The following is a 16,134-nucleotide window of genomic DNA, read 5'->3' as shown; positions in this document are numbered from 1 at the left end:
TTCTTCGCCCCGCGTCCGCGCGGGGCGACCCGTTTACGCATACAGGATAACCGCATGGCGCCCGCCGAGGCATTGCTGCAAAAGCCGCTAGTGAAGCTTGAGCATGTCACCAAGATCTTCTCCAACGGCACGATCGCGCTCAAGGATATGAGCCTCACCGTCTGTCAGGGCCAGTTCGTGAGCCTGCTCGGGCCATCCGGCTGCGGCAAATCGACGGCCTTGCGCATCATGGCCTCGCTCGGCGATGTCACGCAGGGCGCGATCGACTGGCCGACCTCGCGCATCTCCGCCAGGGGCAAGCCGGAAGGCGATATCAGCTTCGTGTTTCAGGAACCGACGCTGATGCCCTGGGCGACCGTGTTCGACAATGTCTTCCTGCCGCTGAAGCTGCGCGGCAAATCCAAGGCCGGCGTGCGCGAAGAGATCATGGCCGCGCTTGCGACCGTCGGTCTTCAGGATTTTCCCAATGCCTATCCGCGCGAACTCTCCGGCGGCATGAAGATGCGGGTCTCGATCGCCCGCGCGCTGGTGACCAAGCCGAAATTGCTCCTGATGGACGAGCCGTTTGCCGCACTGGACGAAATCACCCGGCAGAAGCTCAATGACGATGTGCTCAGGCTCTGGCACGAAACCGGCATCACCGTGATCTTCGTGACCCATTCCGTTTTCGAATCCGCCTATCTCTCCAACCGCATCGTGGTCATGCGCGCGCGGCCCGGTCAGGTGTTCGACGATTTCCCGCTCGACACCAGCCAGGAGCGCGATGAGAGCTACCGCACCTCGGAAGAATACCGGCTGGCCTGCGAGAAGGTCTCGCGCTCGCTTCAGGGCGCCATCCAGGCGGCGGGAGGCGAGCACTGATGAGCAACGAAACCACAGGCGAAACCTATGCCCGCCCCGGCTTCTTCGCCCGCAATGGCGAGACCATTCTGAAGATTGCGATCCCGATCGCGGTGCTGGCGCTGCTGGTGGCGATCTGGCAGGCGATCGTGGTGATCTACCAGACCCCGCATTACATCCTGCCCGGTCCGGCGCTCGTTGCAGAAGCCTTTTTCGAAGACTGGGGCACGCTTGCCCCCGCGCTCTGGGTCACCACCAAGATCACCTTCATCTCACTCGGTCTTGCCCTTGTCGGCGGCGTCGGGCTTGCGGTGATCATGGTGCAGTCGCGCTGGATCGAGACCGCGCTCTATCCCATCACCGTGATCCTGCAGGTGACGCCGATCGTCGCGATCGCGCCGCTGATCCTGATCTATACGCCGACAACGCAGGTGGCGTTGCTGATCTGCGCCTTTCTTGTGGCGTTCTTCCCGATCCTGTCCAACATGGCGCAGGGGCTGAAGAGCGTTGACCACAATCTGCTCAACCTGTTCGAGCTTTACGGCGCCTCGCGCTGGCAGACGCTGATCCACCTGAAACTGCCGGCCTCGCTGCCCTATTTCATGACGGGCCTTCGGATTGGCGGCGGGCTGGCGCTGATTGCCGCTGTGGTCGCGGAATTCGCGGCGGGCTCGGCGGGCGCCGGTTCGGGCCTTGCCTTCCGTCTGCTGGAATCGCAGTACCGTCTCAACATTCCGAGGCTGTTCGCGGCGCTGTTCATGCTCGCCTGCCTCGGCGTCGCGATCTTCGCGCTCACCTCCTTCATCGCCTGGCTGTTCCTGCATCGCTGGCATGAAAGCAGCCTGAAGAGGGAAAACTGATGACCGGTTTTGTCACGCTTCCCAAGGCCCCCGCCTTCGTTCTCCAGAACGCGACCGTGCCGGCGATCTGTCTGAAGGATGCCGCGCCCTTTTCCGCGCGAGAAGGGCTGGTCGCCGCCGATATCACAATTGAGAACGGCAGGATCGCTGCCATCTCGTTGCCGGGAACAGCGCCTGCCGCCCTGCCCGCCACCGACCTTCGCGGCGGCATGGTCTGGCCGACCTTCACCGACATGCACACCCATATCGACAAGGGCCATATCTGGGAGCGCCGCCGCAATCCAGACGGCACCTTCATGGGCGCGCTCGAAAACGTGCGCGCCGACCGGGAGGCCAACTGGTCGGCCGATGACGTCTCCGCGCGCATGGAGTTCTCGCTGAAATGCGCCTACGCCCACGGCACGGGCCTGCTGCGCACCCATCTCGACAGCCTGCCGCCGCAGCATGAAATCTCCTTCGAGGTGTTCTCCGACATCCGCGAGAAATGGGCGGACCGGATCGAGCTTCAGGCCGTTGCGCTGTTTGCGATCGACATGATCTTCGAGCCGTTCTTTGATGATCTGATCGCGCTGCTGAAGCGCCGGGGCGGCCTGATCGGCGGCGTCACCCAGATGCTCCCCGATCTCGATGCCCGCCTCGACCGGATGTTTCAGGCCGCGGGCGATGCCGGACTCGATATCGATCTCCATGTCGACGAGACCGAGGACCGCGAGGTGCTGACCCTTGGCCGCATCGCTGACGCCAAGATCCGTAACGGTTTCGAGGGCGCGGTCACCGTCGGCCATTGCTGTTCGCTGGCGCGGCAGGACGCGGAGACCGCGAAACGCACCATCGACCGCGTCGCCGAGGCCGAGATCGCGGTCGTCTCGCTGCCGATGTGCAACATGTATCTCCAAGACCGCCACGAAGGCGTCACCCCGCGCTGGCGGGGCGTGACGCTGTTCAAGGAACTGGCGGCCGCCGGCGTGAAGACCGCCGTCGCCTCCGACAATACCCGCGACCCGTTCTACGCCTATGGCGATCTCGACCCCGTGGAAGTGATCCGCGAGGCGGTGCGCATTCTCCAGCTCGACCATCCGCTGGACGATACGCCGCGCATCATCACCCGCACCCCCGCCGAAATCCTCGGCAGACCGGAACGCGGGCTGATCGCCGAGGGTGGTCCCGCCGATCTCGTGCTTTTCAGCGCCCGGCGCTGGAGCGAGTTTCTTTCCCGTCCGCAGGCTGACCGCATCGTGATGCGGAATGGCATGGGCATCGACCGCAGCCTGCCGGATTATCGCGAACTTGACCCGCTGATGGATAAGTGAACATGGCTGACTATCAACAGATCAAGACCGAACTCGAAGGCATCGCCATCGAGGACAACCCGAACCTCGTCTCCCGGAAGAGTCGGGATTTCTACTGGTACTCGCCGATCCTCAAGGCCCAGCTCGAAAACGTGACCGGCGACCTGATCGTCTCGCCCGCAAGCGAGGAAGAGGTGATCAAGGTGCTGAAGGTCGCCTTCCGCCATGATGTGCCGGTCACCGCGCGCGGCGGCGGCACCGGCAATTACGGCCAGTGCATGCCTTTGTCCGGCGGCATCGTGCTCGACATGACGAAGATGAACCGGATCAAGGAGATCCACCCCGGCCGCGTGATCACCGAGCCCGGCATCATCTGCGCCCAGCTCGACAAGGAACTGAAGGAGAAGTCCGGCCAGGAGCTGCGCTTCCACCCCTCCACCACCGGCCAGGCGACCCTTGGCGGCTTCATCGCCGGCGGTTCCGGCGGTGTCGGCTCGGTCCACTGGGGGGGCTTGCGTGATCTCGGCAATGTGCTGCGGCTGCGGATCGTGACGCTCGAGGAAGAGCCCCGCGTGATGGAACTGACGGCGCGCGATCTCCTGAAGGTCTCCCACGCATACGGCACCAACGGCATCATCACCGAGGTCGAGATGCCGCTTGCCCCCGCCTATGACTGGGTCGACGTGATCGTCGGCCATGAGACCTTCATGGACGCCGTGCGGTTTTCCGACCGGCTGGCGAAATCCTCCGGCATTCTGGTCAAGGAAATCGCACCGATCGCCGCCCCCGTGCCTTATGAATATTTCACCCGCCACAAGCCGTGGCTGAAGGAGGGCGAGGCGGTCACCGTGGTCATGGTCGCGCCCCATGCGCTCGCCCCTTTCGAGGCGCTGGTGAAGCTGATGAAGGGCGAAATCCGCTTCCGCTCCGATGAGGTGGAGAGCCTGCGCGGGATTCCGCGCGCCTATGAGCTTGGCTGGAACCACACCACGCTGCGCGCGCTGAAGATGGAGCCCGACAGCTTTACCTATCTTCAGGTGCAGTATCCCGGCCCCGACCATGTCGAGAAGGTGCGCGAGATGACCGAGCTTTTCGGTGACGAGGTGATCGGCCATCTGGAATTCCTGCGCTTCGACGGCGCGGTCCAGTGTTCCGGCCTGCCGCTGGTGCGCTACACCACGCCGGAGCGGCTGGAGGAAATCATCCGTATTCACGAAGAACACGGCTGCCCGATCTTCAACCCGCACCGCTATACGCTGGAAGAAGGCGGCATGAAGCAGACCGACGAGTTGCAGCTTGCCTTCAAGAAGGAAACCGACCCCAAGGGCCTGATGAACCCCGGCAAGATGATCGCCTGGGAAAATCCGGATTTCGACTTCAAGGCCGGCAAGAACTTCCTGTTCAAGGGGCTGGCAGAGACGGGAGCGGAGTGAGATGCGGGTTCTCGTGCTCTTTTCCCACCCGGTGGAAACCAGCTATGGCGCGGCCCTGCACAGGCAGGTTGTCGAAAGCCTCACCAAGGCCGGCCACGATGTCGATGACTGCGATCTCTACGCCGAAAACTTCCAGCCGGTGCTGACCCGCGTGGAGCGGATCGGCTATCACGACTATCCGGAAAATACCGCACCGGTGGCCTCCTATGTCGAGCGCCTGCAAAAGGCGGAAGCCCTGGTGATCGTCACGCCGATCTGGAATTTCGGCTATCCGGCCATGCTCAAGGGCTATTTCGACCGCGTCTGGCTGCCGGGCGTTTCCTTCGCGCTGGAGGACGGCAAGCTGAAGCCGACGCTGCGCCACATCCAGAAGGCCGCCGCCGTCTTCACCTATGGTGCGACGCCGATGCGGGCCTTTCTGGCCGGCAATCCGCCGAAGAAGATGATCAAGCGCGTGCTCCGCGCCCAGATCAAGCTCGGCGCCCCGGTGCGCTTCATGGCCCATTACGACATGAACAACTGCACCGAGGAAACCCGCGCCCGGTTTCTCGATAAGGTGAAAAGCGAGATGGAGGCTTTCTAGCCTTCACGCTCTTTACATCCCGTCTCAGTGCATTAGGTCTAAAGCTATTCCGCAGCGCTTCGGCCCTGCGGGATAGCGCATGCGTGCAGCCGGTATTCGTCACGATGCGCATATCTGTAATTCCGGGCTGTTCCGCGCGGCAAGGCGCTGGGGGAATCCGGTAGCGCTGAACGGAGCCGAACGAGCATGCATGAATTGACCACCGCCGATGAGACCCGCCTTCGCAAGCTGCGCGGCAATGTTCCGGTCAATGCCGTGCTGCATGTCTGGCTCAAGGCGGTTCATCCGCACGCGCCTGCCGAACTCAGGCTTTCGCTGAACGATCGGGTTTTCGGCGATGTCTATGTCCAGAATTCCGAGGAATACGAATTCCGGATGTTCTTCATGCCGCATGGCGGGGAACTGGAATGCGCCTATGATCCCGAAACGACCACGATTTCGGTCGCTTACTGGTTCACCGATGCCAAGGCGCTGGAAGAAGGCATCACCGTCTTGCGCACCCATGCCGCCAATGCGCCGGCGCCGGCGCCCGGCTCCTATCATTTCCGCCCGCCCTTCGGCTGGATGAACGATCCGAACGGTTTCGGCCGGTTCAACGGCTCGGCGCATCTGTTCTACCAGCATTATTCGCACGGGCTGAAATGGAACACGATGCATTGGGGCCATGCGGTCTCGGAGGATTTCCTGCACTGGCGGCATCTGCCGATCTTCCTGTTTCCTTCGGAGGATCTGACCGCCAAGCCGGACAAGCGCGGCGGCGCGTTTTCGGGCTCGGCGATCCCGCTGGAAAATTCCGCCGGAGTCCGTGTGTTCTTCACCGAACACATGATCGACCGCGCGCCGGAGCGCGAAATCCAGATGATGGCGACCTCGCAATCGCTGATCTTCGCCGGCGCGGCCAAGCCGCTGATCGACACCCGCCCCGAACTTGAGGGCCTGACACTCGATTTCCGCGACCCTTATGTCTTCCGCGGGCCCGACGGCTATTGGAAAATGCTGCTCGGCAGCCGCATGGGCGAGGACGGCGTCGTGCTGCTCTACCAGACCGCGGATGTGACGGCGGCGAGCGGCTGGGAATTCGTCTCGGTGCTGCATTCGGAAGGCCGGTTCAACACGCAGGTGATCGAGTGTCCCTGCCTGCTGCCGCTCGATGGGCCGGCGGGCGACCCCTCCACGCACTGGGCGCTGATCTGCGGCCTGATGCACAGCCATCACGAGGAAACCGGGCGGAAGAACCTGACCACGGCGACCGTCGGCAAGTTCGACGGCACGACATTCACGCCGCATTTCGAGCAGGAGCTCGACTTCGTCACCGACAATTACGCCTTTCAGGCGTTCCTCGACCAGGGCACGCCGGTCGGCATCGGCTGGCTCGCCAACTGGGCGGATGCCGCCCCCGAAATCGATTTCCCGACGGCGATGACACTGCCGCGCAACCTCGTCTACGACGCCGCCGACGACACGTTGCTGACCCCGCCGATCGAGGGCGTGGAAAGCCTGCGCGACCATCTGATAGACGACACGGCGCTCGCGGCCGGAGAACTGGTGAGCCTTGAAAGCGGCCAGGCCGAGATCGTGATCGAACTGGACGGCCCGACGTTCGAGCTCGACCTCTATCACAACAATATCGAGATCGTGATCACGCTGGACGAAGAGGGCCTGAGCCTGGTCTATCGCGATGACGCCGAAAAGCCGACGCCGCGCTATATCGCGCCCGGCGCAAAGCCGAGTCATATCCGGGTGTTCCTCGATATCGGTTCTGTCGAGGTCTTCGCCGACAATGGCCGCTGGACCGGCACCAAGCGCATCGCCGGCTTCGATCCGATCCATTCGATGCGGCTGCGCCACGGCGACATTCGCTCGGCGAAGGTCTGGGCTCTGGCGCTCTGATCAATAGGCGTTTGTTACGCCAGCATCAGCTGGTCGTCATCGATCTCGGTACCCGCCGCGCGGCCGAAGCGTTCGAGAAGGTCGGCGACCTTCAGTTTCGAGCGTTCCTCGCCGGCGATATCGAGCACGACCTGGCCGGCATTCATCATCAGGGTGCGGGAGCCATAGGCCAGCGCGTCCTTCATCGAATGGGTCACCATCAGCGTCGTCAGACGGCTCTCGCCGGCAATCTCGGCCGAAAGCGTGAGCACCTTGTGGGCGGCTGAAGGGTCGAGGGCGGCGGTGTGCTCGTCGAGAACGAGGATCTTCATCGGCAGCAGCGTTGCCATCAGCAGGCTGACGGCCTGGCGCTGGCCGCCCGACAGCGCGCCGATCGGCGTTGCCATGCGGTGTTCGAGGCCGAGGCCGAGCTTTTCGAGATGCTCGGCGAACATCTGCTTCTGGCCGCGCTTGCCAAGTGCGAGGGCGAGACCGCGCTTCTTGCCGCGGGCGGCGGCGAGCGCCAGGTTTTCCTCGATCGACAACGATGAGCAGGTGCCGAGCCGGGGCTCCTGAAACACCCGGCCGACAAGGCGGGCGCGCTTGGCGGCGGGCCAGTTGGTGACGTCGTTGCCGGCGAGATGGATCGTGCCGGTATCGGGCTTTGCCGTACCGACCACGGTTGAAAGCAGCGTCGACTTGCCCGCCCCGTTGGAGCCGATCACGGTGACGAACTCGCCCTCCGCGATATCGAGCGAGATGCCGCGCAGCGCCCGGACCTCGGTCGCGGTGCCGGCATTGAAGGTGATGTGGATATCGGAGAGTTTCAGCATCAGTCCTGCCCTTCATCCGCTTGCTGCGCGCCGCGCACGAGGCGGAAATTGAACATCGACTTTCGCCCCTTCTTGCCGCGGCTCTGGGAGAGCACAACGGCGACGGCGACGACGATCGCGGTGATCAGGTTCAGATCCTGCGGGCGAATCCCTATGAAGCCGGCCGACAGCGCAAACGCGATGAACAGGCGATAGACGACCGCGCCGATGACGCAGCCAAGCGTGGCGAGAAACACGGTGCGCCGGCCGAGAATGGCCTCGCCGATGATCAGCGCCGCAAGCCCGGTGACGATGGTGCCGACGCCCATGGTGACATCCGCCACGCCCTGCATCTGCGCAAACAGCGAGCCGGCAAGCGCGCAGAGCGCATTGGCGATCGACATGCCGAGCAGCGTCATCGCGCCGTTGCGGATGCCCTGGGCTTCCGCCATGGCCGGGTTTTCGCCGGAGGCGCGCAGGCCGAGGCCGATTTCGGTCTTCAGAAACCAGTCGATAATGAATTTTGCGCCGATCGCGATGATCAAAAGCAGGATGGTGTTGCTCCACAGCCCCGCGCCCACAAGGTCTTCAAAGCGGGAAAACACCGTGTCCTGGCCGTAGACCGGCAGGTTCGGCCGACCCATGATCCTGAGATTGATCGAAAACAGCGCGACCATCGACAGGATGCCGGCAAGCAGGTTCATGATGCCGAAGCGGACATTCAGCAGGCCGGTGACGAAACCCGCGGCCGCGCCCGCCATCAGGCCGAAAAACGTCGCGATGAAGGGATCAATCCCGTGGATGATGGCGGCGGCGGAAACCGCCGCGCCAAGCGGGAAGCTTCCGTCCACCGTCAGATCCGGAAAGTCCAGAACCCGGAACGACATGAAGATGCTCAACGCCACGAGGGCGAAGAGCAGGCCGGTCTCGAACGCACCGGCAAGTGCGAAAAGCGTCATGTTTACTCGATGACCTTCTTGGCGCTGTCAACGACGTCGGCCGGCACTTCGATGCCCATGGCCTTGGCCGCCTTGAGGTTCAGGAACAGGTCCTGATTGCCGGGAACGACGACCGGAATATCGGCAACCGCTGTGCCGTCGAGGATCTGGGCGATCATATCGCCGGTGACCTTGCCCATTTCGGCATAGTTGAAGCCAAGGGCCGCGACCGCGCCGCGCTCGACGGAATCGGTGTCGGTCGTGAAGACGGGCAGTTTGGCGCGCTCGCCGACGGTCACGATGGCTTCCAGAACCGAGATCACGGAGTTGTCGGTCGGCAGCAGGATCGCGTCGGCCTTGCCGACGAGGTTGCGGGCCGCATCCGGCACCATGGTCGACTGGGCGGCGGGGCTTTCAACGACGGTGAGGCCGAGCTCTTCGGCGCCGGCCTTGATGTCATCGACCTGCACGACCGAATTGGCTTCGCCCGGATTATAGATCACGCCGATGGTCTTGACGTCCGGAACCAGCTTCTGGATCAGCTCCAGCGCCGGCTTCGGCGGCTGCTTGTCGGAGGTGCCGGTGATGTTGGCCTCCGGCTTTTCCGGGTTCTCGATCAGGCCGGCGGCCACCGGGTCGGTGACGGCGGCGAACACGACGGGGGTGTCGCCCATGGAATTCTTCAGCGCCTGGGCCGACGGCGTTGAAATGCCAACGGCGACATCCGGATCGATGCCGGCGAATTCATCGGCGATCTGGCTCTGCGTGGTCATGTTGCCCTGGGCGGAGCGGGCGACGACCTTCAGGTTCTCGCCTTCCTTGTAGCCCTTTTCGGCGAGGCTCTCGACAATGCCTTCGCGCACGGCGTCAAGGGCGGGGTGTTCGACGATATAGGTGATGGCGACGGTCTTGGTGTCCTGCGCGACGACCGGCGCGGCAAAGCCGGCAAAAGCGGCGATCGCCGCGGTGGCGAACACCGTTTTCTTGAAGTTGAGCATTTCGAAACCCCCTGTCAGGATTGTTCTTAGCGCGATGTGATCACGCGGCAGTTTGGCCTGTGCCAAAGCGCCGGTCAACGCCGGAACGTCGCCGCCCGCGACTTTATTTGCCGGCGCTGGCGGCGCGTCCCCTGCCGCGCCGGCTCGCATTTGCGGATGCGGTGGCCCGTCAGGTGATCTGCAGCGAACCCTCGGCGTTCATCAGAAGATCGATCACATCGGGCGCGGTGATGATCTCGTAGGCGGGATCCATGTCTTCCGCGCTCATGCCGTTATGCTTCATGCAGGCGCCGCAGATCGCGATCTTTCCGCCGGCCGCGCGGAATTTTTCGAGCAGGTCGGAAACCGGCTCGAACGGCGCGCCGATATCGATGCCGTCGGTCGCGCCCGGCTTGCCGAGTTCCACGGCCTCGACCATCAGGATGATCGTGGCGCTATGCCCCTTCTTCAGCGCGTTGAGCGCCATGGTGAAGGCGACGGTCACCTTGTTCGGGTTGGACTTGCCATCGAAAATCGTTGCAACAAAAGCTGTGGTTTGCATGTTTGAGGCCTCCTTCTGCCTGTTCTGGAATTGGGGAGACGTCGTTGCTATACAAGTGCGACAATTGTCGCAGGCAGGACATGAACGGGAGTTAGCAGAGCATGGGCGAAATCAGACTCGAGCCGGGCTGGAAGGAGAAGCTTCAACCGGAATTCGAAAGCGCCTACATGGCCGGCCTCAGATCCTTTCTTGTGGACGAGAAGAAGAACGGGCAGGTCGTCTTTCCCAAAGGCGAGGAATATTTCCGCGCGCTCGACCTGACGCCGCTCGACCGGGTGAAGGTCGTGATCCTCGGGCAGGATCCCTATCACGGGCCGGGGCAGGCGCACGGGCTCTGCTTTTCGGTGCGTCCGGGCGTGCGCACCCCGCCCTCGCTGGTCAATATCTACAAGGAGCTTGCCGCCGATGTCGGCTTTCAGAAGGTCGATCACGGTTTTCTGGAACACTGGGCGAAGCAGGGCGTGTTGCTCTTGAACTCGGTGCTGACCGTGCGCCAGGCCGCCGCCGCCTCCCATCGCGGCAAGGGCTGGGAAGAGTTCACCGACGCCGTGATCCGCGTCGTCAACGACGAGTGCCCGCATGTCGTGTTCATCCTCTGGGGCGCCTATGCCCAGAAGAAGGCGAGCTTTGTCGACAGAAGCCGGCATCTGGTGCTGAAATCGCCGCATCCCTCGCCGCTTTCGGCCCATAACGGCTTTTTCGGCAGTCGCCCGTTTTCCAAGGCCAATCAGTTCCTGCTCGAACAGGGCATCGAGCCGATCGACTGGCAATTGCCGAAAGACCCCGGAGAAAGTTGAAGAGGCGGCGCTTGCCGAGCCGTGACCTTCACCACATCTATGCGCTATAGACGGCGCGATGGCGTAGCATGCAATTTACGGAGATACCGATGTCCCACCACAGAAAATTCTTCATCGACGGCGCCTGGGTCGAACCGGACGGGCGGGAGACGCTCGACGTCATCAATCCGGCGACCGAGGAGGTCGTTACCGCGATCGCGCTCGGCCAGGCATCGGATGTCGACAAGGCGGTGGCTGCCGCGCGGCGCGCCTTCGAAAGTTTCTCGCTCACCACGCGCGAGGAGCGGCTTGCGCTTCTGGAGCGGGTGCTGGAATGCTACCGGGCGCGCGCCGACGATCTGGTCGAGGCGGTGATGAGCGAAATGGGCGCGCCGCTGAAGCTTGCGCGCAGCGCCCAGGTGCCTGTCGGCGCTTCCCATATCAGCAATACCCGCAAGGCGCTGGAGAATTTCGAATTCTCCGAGGAGCGCAACAAGGGGCTGATCGTGCGCGAGCCGATCGGCGTCTGCGCCCTGATCACGCCGTGGAACTGGCCGCTGAACCAGATCGCGGCCAAGGTGGCGCCGGCGCTAGCCACCGGCTGCACCGTGGTGCTGAAGCCGTCGGAAATCGCGCCGCTCTCGGCCATCATCTTTGCCGAGATCATGGAGGAGGCCGGCGTTCCGCCCGGCGTCTTCAACCTCGTCAACGGCACCGGCCCGGATGTCGGTCAGGTCATGGCCGGCCACGAGGACGTCGACATGGTCTCCTTCACCGGCTCCACCCGTGCCGGCATCATCGTTGCCAAGACTGCCGCCGATACGGTCAAGCGCGTCTGCCAGGAGCTTGGCGGCAAGTCGCCGAACATCGTGCTGGAGGACGCCGATTTCGAAAAGGCGGTGGCCGGCGGCGTGCGCTCCTGCTTCCAGAATTCCGGCCAGTCCTGCGACGCGCCGACGCGCATGCTGGTGCCCGCCGCAAGGCATGACGAGGCGCTGGAGATTGCCAGAAAGGCGGCGCTCACGCTCAAGGTCGGCGATCCGCGCGCGGAAGACACGGATCTCGGCCCGGTCGTCAGCCGCCAGCAATATGACAAGATCCAGGGGCTTATCGAAACGGCGATATCCGAGGGTGCCACCGTTGCCGTGGGTGGCCCCGGTCGTCCGGACGGCATCAATCACGGCTACTACGTCAAGCCCACCGTTTTCGGCCATGTCGACAACGCCATGACGATCGCCCGCGAGGAGGTCTTCGGTCCGGTGCTGTCGGTGCTGTCCTATCAGAGCGAGGAAGAGGCGATCGCGATTGCCAACGACACGCCCTACGGCCTCGCCGCCTATGTGCAATCGGGCGATCTCGACCATGCCCGCAAAGTCGCGGCGCGGCTTCGGGCCGGCAATGTCACCATCAATGATCCGGACTGGGACACCGCCATTCCCTTCGGCGGCTACAAGCAATCCGGCAATGGCCGCGAGTTTGCCGACTGGGGCATGGAAGATTTTCTGGAAATCAAGGGGATACGCGGCTACACGGCTTAAAATTCCCTGCGAAACCGCTACATTAGAGCGTGTTGCGCATCGCCGTCCGCCAGTTCGGATGCGCGAGAACACAAAATATCGCATGCCCGGCGAAAGCGCCGGGCATCGTTGCAATCACGGGTCACGGCAGTATTCGGAGGCGGTTTCATGAAAAAGAGCATCAACCCAGACGGCGTGCGCAAACCCTTCGGAAACTACAGCCACGGGCTTTATGTGCCGCCCGGCGCGGGGCTGCTGGTCACCTCCGGCCAGCTCGGCATCGGCGCGGACGAGGTCATCCCGCGTTCGGTCAAGGGCCAGGCCGAACTCTGTTTCGAAGCGATCGGCAAGATCCTCGCGGAAGCCGATATGAGCTTCGAGGACGTGATCCGCATCAACGGCTATGTGACGATGCGCGAGGATTTCCCGGCCTATATGGAAGTGCGCGACAAGTACATTTCCGATCCCCTGCCCGTTTCCACGCTGCTGATCGTCTCCGGCTTCACCCGCGCCGAGTTTCTGGTCGAGGTCGAGGTGACCGCAGCCAAGCTCCCGTGACCACGGCTACCTGAACGCCAATCTGCCCTCACGCAACCGCGTCAGCCACCAGCGCGCCACGCGCTGCAATTACGCGGGAAGAAAGAGCCGCGGCCCGGGCGATGGCATCGCCAAGGCTTTCGCCCCGCGCCAGCGCCGCGATCAAACCGGCATTGAAGCTGTCGCCCGCCGCCGTGGTATCGACCACGTTTTCGGCCGGCGTCGGTTGGAAGGTGATCGCGCCCTCCGTTCCGGACCGGGCATGGATCGTATCGACGCCGTTCTTGACGATCACCGTCTCCGCGCCGCACGCGCGATAACGCGCGATCGTCGCCTCGGGGCTGTCGTCGCTGAATACCGCGCCGTCCTCGTCAAACGAGGGCAGCACCATGTCGCTGACCGCTGCGGCCTGCATGATGGTCTCCGCCATCGCCACGCGCGAGGGCCAGAGACGGAGGCGCATATTGGGATCGAAGGCGATCACCGCGCCCGCCTTGCGCGCCTTTTCCAGCACGTCCAGCAGCGTGCCGCGATCGGCCTCGTCGACAATCGCCATGGTGATGCCGGAAAACAGGATAAGGTCTCTCTCCCGCACGGCCGTCTCAAGCGCAGCGCGATCGGCGGCAAGCCGTTTGGCGGCGGACTGGCCGCGCCAGTAGGAAAACGAGCGTTCGCCATCCTTCAGCGCGATCATGTAGAGGCCGACCGTGCGGTCCTCGATCCGGCGGATACTGCCGGTCCCGACGCCCGACCGCTGCATGAAATCGATCATCTCTGCGGAGACGGCATCCGTGCCGACGGTGGTGAAATAATCAACCATGGCATCTTCGGGCAAAAGCTTCGCCAGATACCAGGCGGCGTTGAAGGTGTCGCCGGCAAATCCGCGCGTATAGGCGCCATCGGCGCGCGGGGCCATCTCGACCATGCATTCGCCGATGCTGAGAATGTTTTTCATATCTGTTCCTGATCGAAGAAACCGGGATTGGTCTGGTGGATGCGCTCGATGCTGCCGGCGATCCGGGAAAGGTGATGGCGCATGGCGGAAACGGCGGCATCGGCATCCCGCGCCTCGATCGCGTCGACGATGGCGCGGTGCTCGGCCAGCGCGTCATGGGCGGTGAAGGACAGCGAGAGCAGCCGGATGCGATCCATATGGGCCTTGTGCTCGCGGATCAGCGTCCAGGCATATTCATGGCCCGCCAGCGCGCAGATCTGGCGATGAAGCTCGTCATCGAGACGATGGAAGCCTATCCGGTCGTCGGCCTGCACCGCCCTCGCCTGTTCCTCGAGCAATGCGTCGAGCCTGTCGAAATCGGCAGCCGTTCCCTGCTCCGCGGCGGCCGTAACGGTCGCCACCTCCAGCGCCGTGCGAATGAACAGCGCCTGCATCACCGCCTCAACGGAAATAGGCGCGACAAGCGTGGCGCGCTGCGGCCTGACCAGCAGAAAGCCCTGCTGCGACAGCCGGTAAAAGGCGTCGCGCACCGGCTGGCGCGACACGCCGAGCGTGCGCGCGACCTCGGCTTCCGAAAGCTTGGTGCCGGGCGGCAAGTCATTCTCGATGACCTGACGGTAGAGCCTGTCATAGATCAGGTCGGTCACCGTCTGCCGGGGCTGGTCGATACTGGCCACCATGCGGCCTCCGTTGACACATCTCGCATACTAACATATTAGTTTTGGCACGAATTGCAATGCGCCAGGGAGCCGCAAATGCTCGACAATGACCGTCTTTTTCCGCTTGAACCGAAGGCGCGGGATCTGGCGCGCGCGCTTTATCGCGAAGTGAGCAGGCTGCCGATCATCAGCCCGCACGGCCATACCGATCCGCGCTGGTATGCCGAAAACGAGCCCTTTCCGGATCCCGCGCAACTGTTCGTGGTGCCGGATCACTACGTTTTCCGCATGCTGTGCTCGCAGGGCATTCCGCCGGAAAAGCTCGGCGTCGCCCGCATTGATGGCGGCGCGAGCGAGACCGACAGCCGGGCGATCTGGCGGCTGTTCGCCGAAAATTTCTACCTGTTCCGGGGCACGCCCAGCCGGGGCTGGCTGGAACACGCCTTCGAGCATGTATTCGGCCTGACCAAGAGGCTGGGACCTGATACCGCGGATGAATTCTACGATCACATCGACGACTGCCTGAAGCGGCCGGAGCATCGCCCGCGCGCCCTGTTCGAGCGGTTCAACATCGAGGTGATCGCGACCACCGAAGACCCGCTCGACGACCTGAAATGGCACCGGAAGATCCGCGAAAGCGGCTGGACCGGCGGCCGCGTGATCACCGCCTATCGACCCGATCCGGTGGTTGATCCCGATTTCGAGGGCTTTGCCGAAAATGTGGAAAAACTCGGCGCGATCACCGGCCTCGATACCACCAGATACGACCAGTATCTCGACGCCCATCGCATGCGGCGGGCCTATTTCAAGGAATTCGGCGCGACCAGCACCGATCACGGCCACGCCACCGCCCGCACGGAGGATCTGCCGAGGGCGGAAGCCGCCGCGCTGTTTGAAAAGGCGCTGAAGGGCGCGTGCAGCGCGGATGAGGCGGATGCCTTCCGCGGCCATATGCTGACCGAGATGGCCCGCATGAGCATCGAGGATGGACTGGTGCTACAGATCCATCCGGGTTCGTTCCGCAATCATTCCAGCGCGATGATGGCCCGCCACGGCCGCAATGTCGGTTTCGATATTCCGGTCCAGACCAGCTATGTCGAGGCGCTGCGCCCGCTGCTGAACGCCGTCGGCATGGAGCCCTCGCTCAGCATCATCCTGTTCACGCTTGACGAGACCGCCTATACCCGCGAGCTCGCGCCGCTTGCCGGCGCCTATCCCTCGCTGAAGCTTGGCCCGGCTTGGTGGTTCCATGACAGCCCCGAGGGCATGCGCCGCTACCGCGAGATGACGACCGAGACGGCTGGCTTCTACAACACGGTCGGCTTCAACGACGACACCCGCGCCTTCTGCTCGATCCCCGCCCGCCACGATGTCGCCCGCCGCGTCGACTGCGCCTATCTGGCGACGCTGGTGACCACCGGCCGGCTGGACGAGGACGAAGCGCCGGAAGTCGCCCGCGACCTCACCTACAATCTGGTCAAACGCGCCTATAAGCTGTGATCATGCGGCAAACCGCATATATTTCAG

At 63.4% G+C, this 16,134-nt stretch carries 16 protein-coding genes; 10 read left to right on the top strand and 6 right to left on the bottom strand.

Going from position 1 to position 16,134, the window contains the following annotated elements:
* Positions 1-54: 54 nt before the first annotated feature.
* The 6 genes from V6765_RS19535 (at position 55) to V6765_RS19510 (ending at position 6,895) form a co-directional block, all read left to right on the top strand.
* Positions 55-861 (top strand): ABC transporter ATP-binding protein, encoded by an 807-nt coding sequence (locus tag V6765_RS19535; RefSeq protein WP_448431875.1) that lies wholly within the window; start codon positions 55-57, stop codon positions 859-861.
* Complete coding sequence (locus V6765_RS19530; RefSeq protein ID WP_448432023.1) at positions 858-1,700, top strand: ABC transporter permease; 843 nt, start codon at positions 858-860, stop codon at positions 1,698-1,700. Before V6765_RS19535 ends, V6765_RS19530 begins: the two co-directional genes overlap by 4 nt.
* Entirely contained in the window at positions 1,700-3,010 is a 1,311-nt protein-coding gene (locus tag V6765_RS19525; protein WP_448431873.1) for a cytosine deaminase, read from the top strand. The genes V6765_RS19530 and V6765_RS19525 overlap by 1 nt, the downstream gene beginning before the upstream one ends.
* Before the next feature lie 2 nt (positions 3,011-3,012).
* Positions 3,013-4,422 (top strand): FAD-binding oxidoreductase, encoded by a 1,410-nt coding sequence (locus V6765_RS19520; RefSeq protein ID WP_448431871.1) that lies wholly within the window; start codon positions 3,013-3,015, stop codon positions 4,420-4,422.
* Between the two features lies 1 nt (position 4,423).
* The gene (locus tag V6765_RS19515) at positions 4,424-5,005 is read left to right on the top strand and encodes an NAD(P)H-dependent oxidoreductase (RefSeq protein WP_448431869.1); all 582 of its coding nucleotides are present in this window, start codon (positions 4,424-4,426) and stop codon (positions 5,003-5,005) included.
* Between the two features lie 186 nt (positions 5,006-5,191).
* Positions 5,192-6,895, top strand: a complete 1,704-nt coding sequence (locus V6765_RS19510) for a glycoside hydrolase family 32 protein (RefSeq protein ID WP_448431867.1) — start codon at positions 5,192-5,194, stop codon at positions 6,893-6,895.
* Between the two features lie 14 nt (positions 6,896-6,909).
* Here V6765_RS19510 and V6765_RS19505 read toward each other — a convergent pair whose 3' ends face one another.
* The 4 genes from V6765_RS19505 to V6765_RS19490 all read right to left on the bottom strand — a co-directional run bounded on the left by V6765_RS19505 (position 6,910) and on the right by V6765_RS19490 (position 10,163).
* Positions 6,910-7,707 carry an ABC transporter ATP-binding protein gene (locus V6765_RS19505; protein ID WP_448431865.1) on the bottom strand — a complete coding sequence of 266 codons (798 nt, stop codon included), beginning with the start codon at positions 7,705-7,707 and terminating at the stop codon, positions 6,910-6,912.
* A complete protein-coding gene (locus V6765_RS19500) occupies positions 7,707-8,645 on the bottom strand; it encodes an ABC transporter permease (protein WP_448431863.1) in 939 nt (312 codons plus the stop codon). The genes V6765_RS19505 and V6765_RS19500 overlap by 1 nt, the downstream gene beginning before the upstream one ends.
* Positions 8,646-8,647: 2 nt before the next feature.
* Entirely contained in the window at positions 8,648-9,622 is a 975-nt protein-coding gene (locus tag V6765_RS19495) for an ABC transporter substrate-binding protein (protein ID WP_448431861.1), read from the bottom strand.
* Between the two features lie 169 nt (positions 9,623-9,791).
* Complete coding sequence (locus V6765_RS19490; protein WP_448431859.1) at positions 9,792-10,163, bottom strand: DsrE family protein; 372 nt, start codon at positions 10,161-10,163, stop codon at positions 9,792-9,794.
* Between the two features lie 101 nt (positions 10,164-10,264).
* Here V6765_RS19490 and ung point away from each other — a divergent pair, with 101 nt between their 5' ends.
* From ung to V6765_RS19475, 3 genes are all read left to right on the top strand, one after another.
* Positions 10,265-10,960 carry a uracil-DNA glycosylase gene (ung, locus tag V6765_RS19485; protein ID WP_448431857.1) on the top strand — a complete coding sequence of 232 codons (696 nt, stop codon included), beginning with the start codon at positions 10,265-10,267 and terminating at the stop codon, positions 10,958-10,960.
* 89 nt (positions 10,961-11,049) lie between these two features.
* Positions 11,050-12,477 (top strand): aldehyde dehydrogenase family protein, encoded by a 1,428-nt coding sequence (locus tag V6765_RS19480; protein ID WP_448431855.1) that lies wholly within the window; start codon positions 11,050-11,052, stop codon positions 12,475-12,477.
* Positions 12,478-12,624: 147 nt separating this feature from the next.
* A complete protein-coding gene (locus tag V6765_RS19475) occupies positions 12,625-13,014 on the top strand; it encodes a RidA family protein (RefSeq protein ID WP_448431853.1) in 390 nt (129 codons plus the stop codon).
* Positions 13,015-13,042: 28 nt separating this feature from the next.
* On the opposite strand, the gene V6765_RS19470 is transcribed toward V6765_RS19475, so the two are convergent.
* Positions 13,043-13,948, bottom strand: coding sequence for a sugar kinase (locus V6765_RS19470; RefSeq protein ID WP_448431851.1), 906 nt, complete (start codon positions 13,946-13,948; stop codon positions 13,043-13,045).
* Positions 13,945-14,628: a GntR family transcriptional regulator gene (locus V6765_RS19465; protein ID WP_448431849.1), complete on the bottom strand. Its 684-nt coding sequence runs from the start codon at positions 14,626-14,628 to the stop codon at positions 13,945-13,947. Before V6765_RS19465 ends, V6765_RS19470 begins: the two co-directional genes overlap by 4 nt.
* 75 nt (positions 14,629-14,703) lie before the next feature.
* Between V6765_RS19465 and uxaC the strand changes: the two genes are divergently transcribed.
* On the top strand, positions 14,704-16,107 hold the full coding sequence (gene uxaC, locus V6765_RS19460; RefSeq protein WP_448431847.1) for a glucuronate isomerase: 1,404 nt from the start codon (positions 14,704-14,706) through the stop codon (positions 16,105-16,107).
* Positions 16,108-16,134 lie beyond the last annotated feature (27 nt).

This window comes from Martelella sp. FOR1707, from assembly GCF_053484265.1.
This window is presented reverse-complemented; position numbering and strand designations above follow the sequence as displayed.

What these genes read in the sequence shown, in the direction of transcription:
- V6765_RS19535 (WP_448431875.1), top strand. Translation starts at nt 55, where the DNA reads ATGGCGCCCGCCGAGGCATTGCTGCAAAAGCCGCTAGTGAAGCTTGAG.
- V6765_RS19525 (WP_448431873.1), top strand. Translation starts at nt 1,700, where the DNA reads ATGACCGGTTTTGTCACGCTTCCCAAGGCCCCCGCCTTCGTTCTCCAG.
- V6765_RS19520 (WP_448431871.1), top strand. Translation starts at nt 3,013, where the DNA reads ATGGCTGACTATCAACAGATCAAGACCGAACTCGAAGGCATCGCCATC.
- V6765_RS19515 (WP_448431869.1), top strand. Translation starts at nt 4,424, where the DNA reads ATGCGGGTTCTCGTGCTCTTTTCCCACCCGGTGGAAACCAGCTATGGC.
- V6765_RS19510 (WP_448431867.1), top strand. Translation starts at nt 5,192, where the DNA reads ATGCATGAATTGACCACCGCCGATGAGACCCGCCTTCGCAAGCTGCGC.
- V6765_RS19505 (WP_448431865.1), bottom strand. Translation starts at nt 7,707, where the DNA reads ATGCTGAAACTCTCCGATATCCACATCACCTTCAATGCCGGCACCGCG.
- V6765_RS19500 (WP_448431863.1), bottom strand. Translation starts at nt 8,645, where the DNA reads ATGACGCTTTTCGCACTTGCCGGTGCGTTCGAGACCGGCCTGCTCTTC.
- V6765_RS19495 (WP_448431861.1), bottom strand. Translation starts at nt 9,622, where the DNA reads ATGCTCAACTTCAAGAAAACGGTGTTCGCCACCGCGGCGATCGCCGCT.
- V6765_RS19490 (WP_448431859.1), bottom strand. Translation starts at nt 10,163, where the DNA reads ATGCAAACCACAGCTTTTGTTGCAACGATTTTCGATGGCAAGTCCAAC.
- ung (WP_448431857.1), top strand. Translation starts at nt 10,265, where the DNA reads ATGGGCGAAATCAGACTCGAGCCGGGCTGGAAGGAGAAGCTTCAACCG.
- V6765_RS19480 (WP_448431855.1), top strand. Translation starts at nt 11,050, where the DNA reads ATGTCCCACCACAGAAAATTCTTCATCGACGGCGCCTGGGTCGAACCG.
- V6765_RS19475 (WP_448431853.1), top strand. Translation starts at nt 12,625, where the DNA reads ATGAAAAAGAGCATCAACCCAGACGGCGTGCGCAAACCCTTCGGAAAC.
- V6765_RS19470 (WP_448431851.1), bottom strand. Translation starts at nt 13,948, where the DNA reads ATGAAAAACATTCTCAGCATCGGCGAATGCATGGTCGAGATGGCCCCG.
- V6765_RS19465 (WP_448431849.1), bottom strand. Translation starts at nt 14,628, where the DNA reads ATGGTGGCCAGTATCGACCAGCCCCGGCAGACGGTGACCGACCTGATC.
- uxaC (WP_448431847.1), top strand. Translation starts at nt 14,704, where the DNA reads ATGCTCGACAATGACCGTCTTTTTCCGCTTGAACCGAAGGCGCGGGAT.